This window comes from Sphingorhabdus sp. Alg231-15 (assembly GCF_900149705.1).
Classification (GTDB): domain Bacteria; phylum Pseudomonadota; class Alphaproteobacteria; order Sphingomonadales; family Sphingomonadaceae; genus Parasphingorhabdus.
In genome coordinates this window covers 1372519-1387171 of sequence record NZ_LT703001.1, presented here as the reverse complement: position 1 = coordinate 1387171, position 14653 = coordinate 1372519, and the positions used below count along the sequence as shown (strand labels likewise).

At 53.6% G+C, this 14653-nt stretch carries 16 protein-coding genes; 11 read left to right on the top strand and 5 right to left on the bottom strand.

The window, feature by feature from the left end:
- Positions 1-81: 81 nt before the first annotated feature.
- The gene (locus DG177_RS06815) at positions 82-1116 is read right to left on the bottom strand and encodes a rod shape-determining protein MreB (protein ID WP_108810805.1); all 1035 of its coding nucleotides are present in this window, start codon (positions 1114-1116) and stop codon (positions 82-84) included.
- A 198-nt stretch (positions 1117-1314) separates the two neighbouring features.
- On the opposite strand from DG177_RS06815, the gene DG177_RS06810 reads away from it, so the two are divergent.
- The 3 genes from DG177_RS06810 (at position 1315) to DG177_RS06800 (ending at position 6144) form a co-directional block, all read left to right on the top strand.
- Positions 1315-2271, top strand: a complete 957-nt coding sequence (locus DG177_RS06810) for an NAD-dependent epimerase/dehydratase family protein (RefSeq protein ID WP_108810804.1) — start codon at positions 1315-1317, stop codon at positions 2269-2271.
- A 580-nt stretch (positions 2272-2851) separates the two neighbouring features.
- On the top strand, positions 2852-4915 hold the full coding sequence (locus DG177_RS06805; RefSeq protein WP_337658582.1) for a ribonucleoside-diphosphate reductase subunit alpha: 2064 nt from the start codon (positions 2852-2854) through the stop codon (positions 4913-4915).
- Between the two features lie 170 nt (positions 4916-5085).
- Positions 5086-6144: a ribonucleotide-diphosphate reductase subunit beta gene (locus DG177_RS06800; protein WP_108810802.1), complete on the top strand. Its 1059-nt coding sequence runs from the start codon at positions 5086-5088 to the stop codon at positions 6142-6144.
- Between the two features lie 6 nt (positions 6145-6150).
- Here DG177_RS06800 and DG177_RS06795 read toward each other — a convergent pair whose 3' ends face one another.
- The 4 genes from DG177_RS06795 to DG177_RS06780 form a co-directional block, all read right to left on the bottom strand.
- The gene (locus tag DG177_RS06795) at positions 6151-6846 is read right to left on the bottom strand and encodes a hypothetical protein (RefSeq protein ID WP_108810801.1); all 696 of its coding nucleotides are present in this window, start codon (positions 6844-6846) and stop codon (positions 6151-6153) included.
- Between the two features lie 128 nt (positions 6847-6974).
- Positions 6975-7433 (bottom strand): hypothetical protein, encoded by a 459-nt coding sequence (locus tag DG177_RS06790; protein WP_108810800.1) that lies wholly within the window; start codon positions 7431-7433, stop codon positions 6975-6977.
- A gap of 125 nt (positions 7434-7558) precedes the next feature.
- Positions 7559-8395 carry a hypothetical protein gene (locus DG177_RS06785; RefSeq protein ID WP_108810799.1) on the bottom strand — a complete coding sequence of 279 codons (837 nt, stop codon included), beginning with the start codon at positions 8393-8395 and terminating at the stop codon, positions 7559-7561.
- Positions 8396-8599: 204 nt separating this feature from the next.
- Positions 8600-9190 (bottom strand): PEPxxWA-CTERM sorting domain-containing protein, encoded by a 591-nt coding sequence (locus DG177_RS06780; RefSeq protein WP_108810798.1) that lies wholly within the window; start codon positions 9188-9190, stop codon positions 8600-8602.
- 226 nt (positions 9191-9416) lie between these two features.
- Between DG177_RS06780 and DG177_RS06775 the strand changes: the two genes are divergently transcribed.
- The 8 genes from DG177_RS06775 (at position 9417) to DG177_RS17675 (ending at position 14543) form a co-directional block, all read left to right on the top strand.
- A complete protein-coding gene (locus DG177_RS06775; RefSeq protein WP_108810797.1) occupies positions 9417-9944 on the top strand; it encodes a hypothetical protein in 528 nt (175 codons plus the stop codon).
- A complete protein-coding gene (locus DG177_RS06770; protein ID WP_337658581.1) occupies positions 9941-10348 on the top strand; it encodes a hypothetical protein in 408 nt (135 codons plus the stop codon). Before DG177_RS06775 ends, DG177_RS06770 begins: the two co-directional genes overlap by 4 nt.
- 165 nt (positions 10349-10513) lie before the next feature.
- Positions 10514-11548 carry an MlaA family lipoprotein gene (locus DG177_RS06765; RefSeq protein WP_337658580.1) on the top strand — a complete coding sequence of 345 codons (1035 nt, stop codon included), beginning with the start codon at positions 10514-10516 and terminating at the stop codon, positions 11546-11548.
- Between the two features lie 112 nt (positions 11549-11660).
- On the top strand, positions 11661-12161 hold the full coding sequence (locus DG177_RS06760; RefSeq protein WP_337658579.1) for a nuclear transport factor 2 family protein: 501 nt from the start codon (positions 11661-11663) through the stop codon (positions 12159-12161).
- A gap of 223 nt (positions 12162-12384) precedes the next feature.
- Entirely contained in the window at positions 12385-12993 is a 609-nt protein-coding gene (locus tag DG177_RS06755) for a hypothetical protein (RefSeq protein WP_337658578.1), read from the top strand.
- Between the two features lie 188 nt (positions 12994-13181).
- Entirely contained in the window at positions 13182-13754 is a 573-nt protein-coding gene (locus tag DG177_RS06750) for a hypothetical protein (RefSeq protein WP_108810794.1), read from the top strand.
- 136 nt (positions 13755-13890) lie between these two features.
- Positions 13891-14283, top strand: a complete 393-nt coding sequence (locus tag DG177_RS06745) for a glycine zipper 2TM domain-containing protein (RefSeq protein WP_108810793.1) — start codon at positions 13891-13893, stop codon at positions 14281-14283.
- A gap of 101 nt (positions 14284-14384) precedes the next feature.
- A complete protein-coding gene (locus DG177_RS17675; RefSeq protein ID WP_337658577.1) occupies positions 14385-14543 on the top strand; it encodes a hypothetical protein in 159 nt (52 codons plus the stop codon).
- Positions 14544-14653 lie beyond the last annotated feature (110 nt).

Here is a 14653-nt window from a genome sequence, read left to right as displayed (position 1 = left end):
GGATGCGATCCGGTTGCCTTTTGGCGGATATGATGAAAGTCGGCAAGTTTTGTATGCATTACCGGCGCTTGTCGAGCCGCATCAGGCCGGGATCAGCACGCCGTCATAAAGCGGATCTTCAAATGCACGTCCGGCACCACTGGCAACACAGGTCAGCGGATCGTCAGCAATCGTGACCGCCAATCCTGTCTGCTCGGCAATATGCTCATCTATCCGTCCGAGCAGTGCGCCGCCTCCGGTCAGGACTATACCCTGATCGACTATATCAGCCGCAAGCTCTGGTGCGGTATTCTCAAGGGCGTTGCGCACGCTGTCGGTAATCTGACCGACCGGTTCCGCAATCGCATAGGCAATTTCGGCTTCCGTGATAATGATCTTGCGCGGCATGCCCTTCACAAGGTCGCGGCCCTTAATATGCATTGTGCGGCCGTTGTCGATCGGACTGACGGCGCTCGCCATTTCATGTTTTATGGTTTCGGCGGTGGATTCGCCAATCGCCAGATTATGCTTGCGACGGATATGGGATGCGATCGCATCGTCGATTTTATCGCCACCCATCCGGCCGGATGTGCTGTATGCGAGGCCCCGTAAAGACAGGACGGCGACTTCCGTCGTACCGCCGCCAATATCGACGACCATCGCGCCAATGGGTTCGGCAACCGGTATACCGGCTCCAATGGCCGCTGCCATCGGTTCCTCGATGAAGAAGATGCGTGATCCGCCGGCGTTGGATGCGGCATCACGAATGGCCCGGCGCTGGACATTGGTTGAGCCGGAGGGAATGCACACTGCAATATCAAATCGTCGCAACAGTCCGGTCTTTTTGCCATGCACTTTCTGAATGAAATGCTTGATCATCTGTTCTGCCACATCCAGATCGGCAATTACCCCGTCTTTGAGCGGTCGAATGACTTTGATATTATCAGGCGTTTTCCCCATCATTAATTTTGCATCGGCACCAACAGCCCGCACTTTGGTTACGCCGTCGTTGGTTTCTAGCGCGACAACCGATGGTTCATTGAGCACAATCCCGCGATCCCGTTGGTAGACGAGCGTATTGGCAGTGCCGAGGTCAATCGCAATATCGTGCGACTGGAGTTTGAAAAAACTACGCATAAATAATGATTTGCTTCTAAAAAGAGAGAGCACATCGCAGATGTGATATGGTTAAGAAGCGATAATGGCTTTGTGCAAATGAACCTATACTGTCTAGTCAGGATGTGCCAAAAATAGGTCTGGTTTTGATGGATTGCGGACTGAATAAATTTGCTCCAGCATGCATAGTGCGCAAATTGGTCATCAGGGAGAGTGTCAATGCGGATATTTATAACCGGAGCCTCGGGATTTGTTGGCGGTGCAGCAACCCGCTCACTGATCGAGGCCGGGCATCAGGTATCTGCCATGTCGCGCAGCGAGTCGTCCGATACCTTGATCCGTGACCTTGGTGCAGAACCGATACGCTGCGATCTTGAAACAGTGACGGCGGAGCATGTTGGTGATGCCGAGATTGTTCTGCATAGCGCCGCCTTTGTGGAAGCCTGGGGGCCAAAGGACGCCTGGCATCGTTACAATGTTCTCGGGACGCAGGCGATGCTGACCGCGGGCCGGGAAGCTGGCGCGCGGCGCTTCATTCATATCGGTACCGAGGCCGCTATCTGTCATGGCCAACATGTGCGGGATGCGGACGAGACAGTTCCGCTCGCACCTGATTCACCTTATCCTTATTGCGCGACCAAGGCGCAGGCAGAGCAGCTTGTCCGGGACGCCAATAGCGACGGAACCTTTGAAACAATCATTTTGCGGCCACGCTTTATCTGGGGCCCTGGCGATACAACATTGCTGCCATTGATCGAGGAAATGGCAAAGAGCGGTAAGTGGATGTGGATTAATGATGGCAAAGCGATGACATCGACCACCCATATTGCCAATCTGGTCCATGCAATAGATCTGGCGCTAACCAAGGGCGGTGGAGGAGAAGCCTATTTCATCCTGGACGAGGGTACGATCAGCGTGAAGGACATGATTGGCAGCATGGCCCAAGCAAGGGGACTCACATTGTCCGATAAATCGATATCTTCCGGACTTGCCGATTTTGTTGGTCGTGCTTCAGAAAAAATATGGCGGATATTGCATTTAAAAAATGATCCACCGCTGACCGCGCACGCCGCGATGGTCATGTCGAGAGACTGCACGCTGAACGGCGATAAGGCGGCCTCTGATCTGGGGTATAAATCGGTTGTGACCAGAGCCGAGGGATTTGCGACTTTGTAACCTGAATTGTCTGATCCGCATCTGGCCCGTTGAAATAATATTTCTCAGTATTGAATCAATCAAACACCATATATGGTGTCACAAATGAGTCATTCACACCTGTGCATGAACTGTGGATATTTTTTTTGTAAAATTTGACCCACCCTATTGCGTTCTAGTGAAGACTTAGAAGGTCCACGCGTCGCTGCGCTGCAGCATGAATCGGCTGTCGACGAAGCGATTCATTTATACGACGAACAGAGTCGTTAAAATGTCATTTACCCTCTTGCATATAATTCTGATTCAGCCACTATAGGTTGTGGTTAAGCCAAGGGGGCATACCAACGTATAGTATTACTCGCCAGTAACACCGACTCGGTGGACGGCTCCCTTTGGCCTAATTCGCAAGAGAATTTTTCGGGTTTTTGGGCAAAATAAAATGCCCACCCAGGCCGTAAAAATGTTATGTTAAACGGCTCGGCCGCAAGAGATTGTCCGAGTCGAACATTACAAGAACAAATGGCCCGGTATTAAACCCACCAGAAAGCTGGCTCTATGGCTGGCAAATATATTGGTTTGGTAGTTTGATTAGGGGGCTTTGATGGATTTTAGAGATAGCCGGGATGATGCCGGGAATAGTGGTAGAGATATGAGTGAGAGTGATATGGGCGCTGAAGTTTTGGATACGCCAAAAGACAAATCCGCAAGCACTGCAAAAGAAGCACCGGTCAAGGAACCAGAAGTCAGCAAAAAAGCTGAATCAGAAGCGGCTGCGACCAAGAAAAATGACGAGAAAGAACTGAAGGCGGAGCGCGACAGCCATAGCGTCGAGAAGCGCCGGTTTAAAATCGTTCAGGATGATGCACGCGATGACCTGCTGACTGATTTTGGCAAGGAAACGCTGAAAGACCGTTATCTGCTCCCGGATGAGAGTTTTCAGGACCTGTTCTCGCGTGTGGCTGATGCCTATGCGGATGATCAAGAGCATGCACAGCGGCTCTATGACTATATTTCCAAGCTCTGGTTCATGCCAGCGACACCTGTGCTGTCCAATGGCGGCACCGGTCGCGGTCTGCCTATCTCTTGTTATCTGAACAGCGTGGATGACAGTCTGGGCGGCATCGTCAACACTTGGAACGAGAATGTCTGGCTTGCTTCCAAAGGCGGCGGCATTGGCACCTATTGGGGCAGCGTTCGTGGTATCGGCGAGCCCGTTGGCCTCAACGGTAAAACATCCGGCATCATTCCGTTCGTGCGGGTGATGGACAGTCTGACCCTGGCGATTTCGCAAGGATCGCTGCGGCGCGGTTCGGCGGCTTGCTATCTTGATATCGACCATCCGGAAATTGAAGAATTTCTTGAAATTAGAAAGCCTTCCGGTGACTTTAACCGAAAAGCTCTCAACCTGCACCATGGTGTATTGTTGACCGACGAATTTATGGAAGCGGTCCGCGATGGTTCAGAGATGGATCTGAAATCACCCAAGACCGGTGAAGTGCGCGGCACGGTTGATGCGCGCTCGCTGTTCCAGAAGCTGGTCGAGACACGTCTGGCCACCGGTGAGCCATATATCATCTTCAACGACACGGTGAACCGGATGATGCCCAAGCATCACCGCGATCTGGGTCTGAAAGTTTCAACATCCAACCTATGTTCCGAGATTACACTGCCGACGGGTCGTGATCATTTGGGTGAGGACAGAACGGCAGTGTGTTGCCTGTCCTCACTCAACCTCGAAACCTGGGATCAGTGGAGCGGTGACAAGGAGTTTATCGAGGATATCATGCGTTTCCTCGACAATGTCCTTCAGGATTATATTGACCGCGCACCGGATGAAATGGCGCGCGCCAAATATAGCGCCAGCCGCGAACGCAGTGTTGGTCTGGGCGTCATGGGCTTCCACAGCTTCTTGCAAGCACGCGGCCTCGGCTTTGAAAGCGCGCTGGCAAAATCGTGGAATATGAAGATCTTCAAGCATGTTTCGGCGAAAGCGTCCGAAGCCAGCATGATGCTCGCGAAGGAACGCGGACCTTGTCCCGATGCGGCGGACCAAGGCGTGATGGAGCGCTTCTCCTGCAAAATGGCGATCGCACCAACCGCGTCAATCTCGATCATCTGCGGCGGGGCGTCGGCTTGTATCGAGCCGATCCCGGCGAATATCTACACGCACAAGACGTTGTCCGGCAGCTTCGTGGTGAAGAACCCGCATCTGGAAAAACTGCTCGCAGAGAAATCGAAGGACAGCACCAATGTCTGGAACTCGATCCTCGAGCAGGGCGGCAGTGTTCAGCATCTCGACTTCCTCAGCCAGGAAGAGAAAGACGCGTACAAGACCAGCTTCGAGATTGACCAGCGCTGGTTGCTCGAACTTGCGGCGGATCGCACGCCCTATATTGATCAGGCGCAGTCGCTGAACCTGTTCATTCCGGCGGACGTTGATAAATGGGACCTGCTGATGCTGCACTTCCGCGCATGGGAGCTGGGCATCAAGTCGCTCTATTATCTGCGTTCGAAATCGATCCAGCGCGCTGGCTTTGCCGGTCAGGAAGAATCGGCCGACAGCGCGGGCGGCGTTGAAGCGGACAACACTCTGGACCCGAAAAAGGTCGAGCTGATGACGACGCAAGGCAGCACCGACTATGACGAGTGTCTCGCCTGCCAATGATTAGGCGACAGTAATTAGGCAGTTTGCCCACTGCCCCCTCCTATTTGCTCCTTTAAGGGAGGGGGCTGTTTTCTCTAAGACTATAAAGGACGCGCGGCCTATGGTGGCCAGATGATATACACCCATATGATGTATATGATGAAAAGTACGAAAGCGGAGTAAGGTAAGAAATGTCACTTTTGGAAGCACGCAAAACATACAAGCCTTTTGAATATCCATGGGCCTATGACTTTTGGAAGCGGCAGCAGCAGATTCACTGGATGCCGGAAGAAGTGCCGTTGGGCGAGGATTGCCGCGACTGGGCACAGAAGCTGACCGACCATGAGCGCAACCTGCTCACGCAGATTTTCCGCTTCTTCACGCAGGCCGATGTCGAGGTGCAGGATTGCTATCACGATAAGTACGGACGCGTGTTCAAGCCGACCGAAGTCAAGATGATGCTCACGGCTTTCTCCAACATGGAAACCGTCCACATCGCCGCTTATTCGCACCTGCTCGACACGATCGGCATGCCGGAAAGCGAGTACTCCATGTTCCTCGAATATGAGGAGATGAAGGACAAGCATGACTATCTCGGCACGTTCGGCGTCGATACCGACGAAGATATTGCCAAGACGCTGGCAATGTTCGGCGGCTTTACCGAAGGCCTGCAGCTGTTCGCCAGCTTCGCGATGCTGATGAACTTCCCGCGCTTCAACAAGATGAAGGGCATGGGACAGATCGTGTCCTGGTCGGTGCGCGATGAATCTTTGCACTGCGAAGGCATTGTCAAAATGTTCCACACGTTCGTCAACGAGCGCGACTGCCTGACCAAAGCGGTCAAGGAAGATATTATCGACTGCTGCCAGAAAACCGTCCGCCTGGAGGACGCGTTTATCGATCTGGCGTTCAGCGACGGTCCGGTGACCGGCATGACCGCGAAAGAAATCAAGCGCTACATCCGCTACATTGCCGACTGGCGTCTGGGCCAGCTGGGCTTTGACCCGATTTACATGATCGAAGACCACCCGCTGCCATGGCTCGCGCCCTTGCTCAACGGTGTCGAGCACGCCAATTTCTTTGAGACTCGCGCCACCGAATATTCCAAAGGCGCAACCCGCGGCAATTGGAACGAAGTATGGGATAGCTTCGACCAACGCAAAGGCGGCAAGATTATCGGTATCGAAGAAACCGATAATGATGACGACGGCGAAGATATGTTTGAGCAAGCGGGGGTTGCTGCGGAGTAGGGGTGCTTAATATCTAATTACGCTAGCCCAATCAGAACGAGTCACTTTGTAGTTTTGTTTGTGCAGGTGATGGATGACGGCTCTCATATGCCGTGCCCCAAAAACAATGCCGACAGATTTTTTGTCATCTTCAGTCTGCTGAATGTGACCGTTTATGATTCCAATGAGATGTTTGTCTCTCCAGTCCAGAATTACTTCTTCCATTTTTTCGACGATCTCATTGTCATCCAGAATTGCGTCATTATGGTCATGGAGGTCAAGACCCATGCTTTTGCCAATGGATTCCCTTGTCCCAAAATACCGTAAATACAGGCCGTAAACAGGAGCGATTATAGGAATAAGAAAGCGCGGGAGAAACGGCAATTCTGCCCACTTTTTCGAGAAGTCACCCGAAGCAACATCTGCATGTCTGATATCTGCGGTTAGATTATCCAATGACATTGTTGATTGGAGCACCAAGCCGAGCTTTTGATTTTTTGTAAAATAGCGGTAGGATGCTGTAAGAAGCGTTCCCGTCTTAGTCCGGACACCTTCCGTCAAGATTACATCGCAGCTCGCAAGCCGTTTCAAGACTTCATCATAGAATGATCGGTCTGCAACATGAACCATCGGAAACAGTGTAAAGCTTGATGATCGCTCAGCATTCTCAAAGCGAAAGATGGCGCTCCGGACCCCAAAGACCGTAGATTCGATGATTTGCATTATAACTCAATAGAGTGCTTTAGCTCGTGTTCAATAGTCTATCGGGTTGGCCAATATTGACTATTATGTACGCTATCCATCACCGCCATTTATCATCCCGCTCTCTGCCATTGGCGCAGCGGGATAAACTAAACCCAAAACCCCCTAACCATCTCCTCCCACCCCACAGGATCAAGCATGATCGTCACCGCGATACTCGCGCTGGCCGTCGCGATGACCAGCCAGAAGCCGGGGCCGTATGCGGTTGTTTTTTGCGGGTCCTCTTTATCAAACCAGATGAAGTAACAGCTTTTCTGGCGCTCTCCGGAGACTTCCCATCTTTTGTGATGGGCGCGGACTTTCTGTTGGCCGGGCGTATCAAATTCTATCCGCATGCTGACCCGTTTGAACCGGATACCGCCGTCATCGGCCTGTTGGCCAAGATGGTCATAATGGCGTTCCATCGCCGAGTAATCACTGCGCACCAGCTGCGCCAGCGCAGGGCTAAAGCGGTGCATGGTGTCGAAGCCGATCCCCACGGAAATCAGCGTCGCAAAAATGGCGGTCGCCAGCAAGATGGTGATAAACCAGTCCATATCGCCGATCATAAAGGATGCCGGTTAAATATGGATTACGGCGGCGGTCCGCCAATTCCGGCGAACCGTTCTTCTGCTGGTTTCCTGTTGAGACGTGATAGGGGGCATCAAAGACACCGCCCCATCATTCCTTCGCCTCAGCGCTTCTTGCGTTTCTTCTTGAACACTTTTTTCTCGACATATTCCGCGAAATCCTTGGCATAGGCGTCGCGCAATTCGATCTGGGCTTTTTCGATATCTTCCTCGGTTTTCGGCGGAAAATATTCCAGCGGGTTTTTCACCTGGCCTTTGCCGACCTTGGTTTGCGTGTCGCCGTCAAATTCGCGGTAGATCCAACCGGTGAACAGGTTGCTGCCGTACATCATCGCCTTGTGATAGAAAATATGCGTGGTGGTCAGTTCGGCATAGCAGGGCGCGGTGGAGTCGGTGAGGCGCTTCTTGGCCTTGATCGTCTTGTTCATTGCCTTGATCTTGGCTTTCAGCTCCGGGTCTTCCTTGGCATCCTCGTTAAACGGCGTTGGTTCCTGCACGATGATTTTATAGCCATCCAGTTTCAGCGTCTCGTTAATGCCCAGCTTGTTCAATTCCTCCATCTGGACTTCAGGGCCCAGATAGTCCTTCATCAGATCCTTGACCGTGGCGACCCGGTTCTTGTGCGCGGCCTGATCCGCAAGCGCACCGACAATGCCGAAGCCGGATAGTAGCCCGGTATTGATGCCGATATAATTTTCGGTCGGCCAGACATGCAGCTCGCAGACCGATCCATCGGCGGCCAGTTTATAGGTTGGCGCGGGCGGCTCCGGCATGGGGGAAACGTCCAATATTTCGTCCCCTGGAACGCTGTCGTCTACCACAATTTCGATGGCCGCGGCCTCTGTGCCTTCGTTAGTGTCCGCGGCCTCTTGGGCCATGGCCGGTGTGGATACGAAACAGGTGGCCGCGGCGATTGCGGTCAGCGTTGAATTCTTGGTCATTTACTTTCCCCTTTATACTGACTCAAAATGCAGCATTTTTACATTGAGCGAGCAAGTGGAACAATGTCACGGAATGTAAATAATGAATGGTTCTAACAGTTTAGGTGCAATCTAGTGGGAAGGGGCTTCCTATAAGCCACCACCCACAAAAAACCCCGCCGGATCGCTCCGGCAGGGTTTGTATGTTTCATCTGTCAGCGCGGATTAAGCGTAGCTGACTTTCACGTTGGCCTTGCGACGACGCAGCGCACCGCCGATTGCACCGAAGCCGAGGATCATGAATGCCCAAGTCGCTGGCTCCGGCACTGCGGTCGAAACATCGATATTGTCAAGATTCACCGACGTGCCATTGGCGGTCAGGATAAAATCGAGTTCATCGATATTGCCGCCAACGCCAGCAATGGTTGTAAAACCGCTAGGAGACAGGCTGCCATTCAAGGAAAAGACGGAGTTTCCGCCGAGAAATCCGTTAACCTGATAATCGCCCGCTGCGCCCTGCGACACAAAGTCGAAAGAATTGAAGTTGAAGATGCCACCGACTACCCGGACCACACCGAAACTGCCGCCGCCAAAGACCGAGCCAACAACCAGGCTAGGGGCAGGGTTACCAAAGATATGTCCTTCAAAGACATCGCCGCCAGCGGTGTCGACGGTGAAACCATCTTCCATATAAGGACCGGTAAAGACATCGCCATTAGAACCGCCTAGATCATCAAACGAAATAACCGCAGCCTGTGCTGGTGCAGCCAAAGCCATAGCTGCAACAGCAGCAGAGCCAAATATCAATTTCTTCATTAAAAATCCCCATAGATCTTGACCAGAAGGCCAAGTTATAACGCCGATTGGCGCGAAGTTTTTGCGAACCCTAACAAACTGTTAACATTTTCCGCAGATGCGAACAACTGATTCGGGGCGATAAAGCTGAGGGTCCCGATTTGGGACATGGGTTCACGGCCATCCGTCATTCGCGTTTCATAAAACCGCTTTCCTACACGCACCGATTTGTGCCTTAATCGGGCGCATGCAAGACCAAAGCCTCCATACCAAACCCGATCCGCGCAGCGCCACTGTGCAGAACCGGCGGATATCGCGCATTCCTGCCTTTACCCCGGCCGAGCTGCGGGTGCGGCTGGATGGGTGGACGCCGGTCCGGCAGGCGGAGTTTATCGGCTATCTTGCCGAAACGCGCTGCGTCCAACAGGCAGCAGCGCGGGTGGGGATGAGCCGCGAGAGTGCCTATCGCCTGCGTAGCAAGCCGGGAGCGGAGGAATTTGTCGCGGCGTGGGATTTCATATTGCAGGGCCCGGCCTCTTCGGACGGAGCGGGCAAGCAAAAGGCAAAGGTCACACTAGAAAAACTGTTTCAGCGCATCCGGGTCGGTCGTTATCGCCCGATGTTGCACGCCGGTCGCTATGTCGGGACGCTGCAACAGCCTTATATTCAGGCGCTTTTGGCCGCCATATCGCGTCTTGACATGGTGGCGTCACCGGAGGACCATTGGGATGATTTCGCGGCGGACCATAGCAGCAAAAAGGGGTCTTCACTGTGAACTTGAATAGCAAATCAATCGCCCGCATCCTCTTCGCGCTCGCCGCGCTTTATGGCATTCTGGTATTGTTGCTCGGCCTGTTCGGCGAAGCGCAGTTCAACACCGCAATGCCGCCAGCCATCACGCATCCTGAATTTTACTATGGTTTTCATGGGGTTGCCCTGGTGTTCCAGATCATCTTCATTCTGATTGCCATCGACCCGGTACGCTATCGCCCGTTGATGCTGGTGGCGGTGCTCGAGAAGCTGGCCTTTTTCGTGCCAGCGCTGTGGCTGTTTAGCAGTGGCCGTCTCGCGGAGGGTGGGCCGTTTTTCGGTGCGATGATCGACGGTGTCTGGGCCGTGCTCTTTCTGCTGGCCTGGATGCTGACGCGGTCGGAGCGGGAAAGGGATGCCGGCCAATAAACTGACCGCGGCAATCTTATCGCTGCACGGGGTCGTTCTGCCGCTGGCCGAATTTGGCATCTTGCGCCAGCGCCGCTCGTTCTATACGCTTGTTTTGGAGGGAGAAAGACTAGTCGACGGGTTTCCAATTCCGGAAACGATACGAACAGAAGATAGGTTATAGGATTGAGTTTTTCGGAATTTGCGATTGCCGTGGCGCTGGCTCAAGCGCCGGTAACCGCCACACCCCCACCAGCCCTTGCGGCTCATCCCTTTGATGTAGCACCCGCCGAGATGCAGGATTTGCGCGCGCCCGCCTCACCGGTGGCGCTGTCGGCGCAGGCGCAGCTATTTGGTGCTCTTGCAATTGCACCCGGCGAAGCAGAGCCGCCAGCTCCCGTTCCTTGGCCCGTGCCTCTGGAGCCAGCGGCAAGTCCGCCTGCGCTCGATGATCCGCTCTTGCCTGCTGATCCATCCGCCGCAGACACCGGCCCGATGGACGATCAGGTCGATGGCAATGAGATTGTCGTAACCGCCCGCCCGGCTCCGCCCAAGAGCGATCCCCTGCAAGAGTTAAACGCAGATACTTTCGCAACCATCCAGAATGTCGACGAGGCCGTGGTCGGTCCGGTCGCGTTAGCCTATGAAGATACGGTACCGGGTCCGGTTCGGAGCGGTCTTTCGAATTTTCTTAGCAATCTTGGTGAGCCGATCGTTTTCCTGAACTATCTGCTGCAACTCAAGCCCGGTAAGGCGATGGAAACACTGGGCCGCTTCACCATCAACTCGACCATCGGTATTGGCGGGCTGGTGGATGTCGCCAAGAAGCCGCCGTTCAATTTGCCCAAGCGTCAAAACGGTTTTGCCAATACGCTGGGCTATTATGGTGTCGAGCCGGGGCCGTTTCTGTTCCTGCCGTTGATCGGACCAACCACCGTTCGTGATTTATTCGGTCGGGTTGTCGATCTTTCGGTTTTGCCGGTTGCAGTCGGAAAGCCGTTTAACCAGCTTGTCTACACCCTGCCGGCCGGGATTATCACTTCGCTCGATACTCGCGCCGAGCTGGATGAGCAGATTAAAAAGCTGCGTGATAGCAATGACCCCTACGCCGCCACGCGGGAGCTTTACCTGAAACAACGCCAGGCCGAAATTGACGCCCTGCGCGGGAAAGCCCCGGAAGAGCAGGTGGAACAGGAAGAGCAAGTGGAACAGGTGGAATAGTCGGGAAAGGCAAAGAGCATTTCGAAAATCATTTGACCCATGCTGTATTGGTGTTATGCAACAATAATACAGCATGGCCGTCCTGGTCCTGCATCTCCAAGGGGACCAAAATATGACACGCACACAAAAGATTCTTTCGACCGCCGCTCTTGCCACCGGCGCGCTTTCTACCGGAGCCAATGCCCAGACTGAGCCGGCGGAAACGCAGGAATCTGTTGCCGCTGATCTTGCAGCGTTGGACGCGCGATTGTTCAAGGCGGCGTTTGAGGATTGTGACATGACGGTCCTGGAAGAGCTGCTGGCCGATGACATGGAATTCTATCATGACCGCGATGGCCTGTCCTATACTACCAGTGAGGCCTTTATCGCGGATGTGAAGAAAGATTGCGGTGGCGGCAAGCGGGTACTCGTTGCAGAAAGCCTGTCGACACATATGATCGGTGACTATGGCGCGATGCAGCAGGGCCGGCATGAATTTCATCAAGTCATGCCCGACGGGTCCAGCATCGCCCGCGAGAAAGGCGTGTTCATGCATCTGTGGAAACGCACAAGCACCAGCGCCGCAGGATGGCAGATCGCCCGCGTCATCAGCTATGATCACGAAGGCATGTAAGCCGCGTATATGATGGCGGACTAGCATATTTATGCGCTTCGCCAGCAGAAAGAGCCTTTCCTACGCATCGCTTCGTCGCTTAGATTATGCACCGCCTGGCTCTGCCTCCTTCTGCAAAATCAAATCGGGCAGGGTGGGGCTGGTTCGCGGTGATCCCCGGTAATTTGTGCCACCGCTGGTTTACATTTCACAAAACTGTCATGAAACTGTTCCGGTGATCAGGTTGAGACATGAATTGGCGGTCTATACCGTGGCCGGACTGGCGGTGCTGATGCTGGCAATAGTGTCGGTAGATTTCCGCCATGGTCCATTTTTTCGCGAGGATGGCATCGTGGAAATGACCGCGGCATTGCTGTTTCTGGCCGCTTTGCTGGTCGGTTTACACAGACAGTTGTTCCGCACCTGGATCGGATTTCTGTTTTGCAGTCTGGCGCTGTTGGCTTGCCTTAGCGAGATCAGCTTTGGCGCCCGGCATATCGGCTTTTCAATGCCAGCAATGCAGGGCGGTGGAGAGCTGGACGGCGTGCAGGATCTGGTGATGATCGCCTATCGCACCGCCGCCGCCAAGGGCTTCCTGCCGCTGGTAATCGGTTTGGTGATCATTTTGCCGGTGGTGACAGGATTGTTGGCTTATCGCAGTGGTCATCTGTCCCGGATTGCGTTGTGGTTCATGGCGGATCGCGGAAGGCCTACTCTCGCAGTGGCACTGCTGGTGATTGGTTTGGCCGTGATACTGGATGTGATGGAGGCTTTGCGCTTTGCCGAGGAAACCTTGGAGCTATTCGGTGCAGCCCTGTTTGTGACCGCGGCATTGCGGCTCAATCGAAGCTAATATCAATCCAGATGCGACCTTGTTAGCAGTTATGCGGGCTTCTGGTGGTCAGGACCGGGGTTCGCAGGGCATAATGTGATGATTGGCCGCATTTGGTAAAGCCAAGGCCTTGATGTTGCTGACATTCCACCCATTATGAATCTATCTCTGCTGAACAGGGAACTAATCTCGATGTTAGGTCGCATAGCATGACAGAAAAACTACCAGCCATCTTACGACTAGCTACTCCCATATTGGCGCTAATCGCAGCGCCATTTTTCACAGAAGTGGGACGCGCAGCGGAGGCGGAGGTCGTCAAAGTCGATACGCCATCGCTGGAGGACTATCCTGATGCAGGGCAGGCCGCTGGGATGGTTTGGCATTATATCCATGGTGATGAGAAACCGCATTTGGCCTTTCAAGTTCCGCAAACGGACAACGAGCTTTGGAGGATGACCTGTCAAAAACAGTCTGATGGCAGTTCCCGGATCGCAAATATGATCATCGCAGCACCTGAAGAAATGGAGGCGGGCGATCAATTTGGCTTTTCCATCCGCATTGATGATCGGCGTTCGATCGGAATATTGGCGCGCATGTTGCCGACCAGTCTAGAGGGAGAGACTTATCACATGCCGCAATTTAGTTTGATCAATTCACATATCCTTTTTTCTGCCTTGGCGGATGGTAGCCGGGCTTATGTAAATCTCAATGGCAGCAAGTTCAGTATTCACCTCAATGGTTCGGGGGATGCATTGGCCAAATTTCTGAAAGCTTGTCAGTAAGCGGTATGATTGCCGACGTTTCGTCGCACCCTTCTTTCTGTTGATCGCTAGCCTGCCTGTCTGAACGGTTCTGTCGTGTTCCGTTCATATTGGAGGCCATATTCCTGACAATCAGACGCAACCAAGGGAGTTTGACATGCAGAAGATATTTATGGGTATTGCCGCCGCGACTTTATTTCTGCCAGCCACGCCGGCGCTGGCCGACGCGGATGGCTACAATGGTCATGGTGGCCCGGTAGCTGGATTCTACCGGGTCAGTGACGATGACTGGGATGACGATGATGATGATCGCTACTATAAACCGCGTCGTATGAAGCGAGGAGATCGCTACTGGCGAGGTCGCGATGGTCGCTATCGCTGTAAGCGTGATGATGGCACGGTGGGATTAATTATCGGCGGTGCGGTCGGAGCTTTGCTTGGCAGAGAAATTGATGGTGGCCGCGACCGTACCGTTGGAACTGTATTGGGTGCTGCTGGCGGTGCGCTATTGGGACGGGAAATTGATCGCGGAGAATTGCGCTGCCGATAAACGATCAGGTTGTAGCCTGTGATTGAATTCACTCAACAAATGAAAAACCCGGTCCTGATGGTCTTCAGGGCCGGGCGTTCGTTTGGGGGAGAGGGGAAGGGTTGTCAGATAATCAGGGATGCGGCGTTCTGTGTGGCGGGTACTATGCTGGCGCCAACAAAAAGGGCGGAAGAGATGAGGGCTGCAATAGCGGCGGTGATTTGGGCGGTGAAGTTACGGGGCATGATGAAGTCCTTTGGGGTTTGGAGCCGGTCGCCTGATTAGATCATCAGGGACGCGGCATTCTGGGCGGCTGGGCCAACGCTGGCGCTGATCATTACGGCTGCAGAGAACAGAGCGGCGAAGGCGGCGAGTACTTGGTTTTGAACGT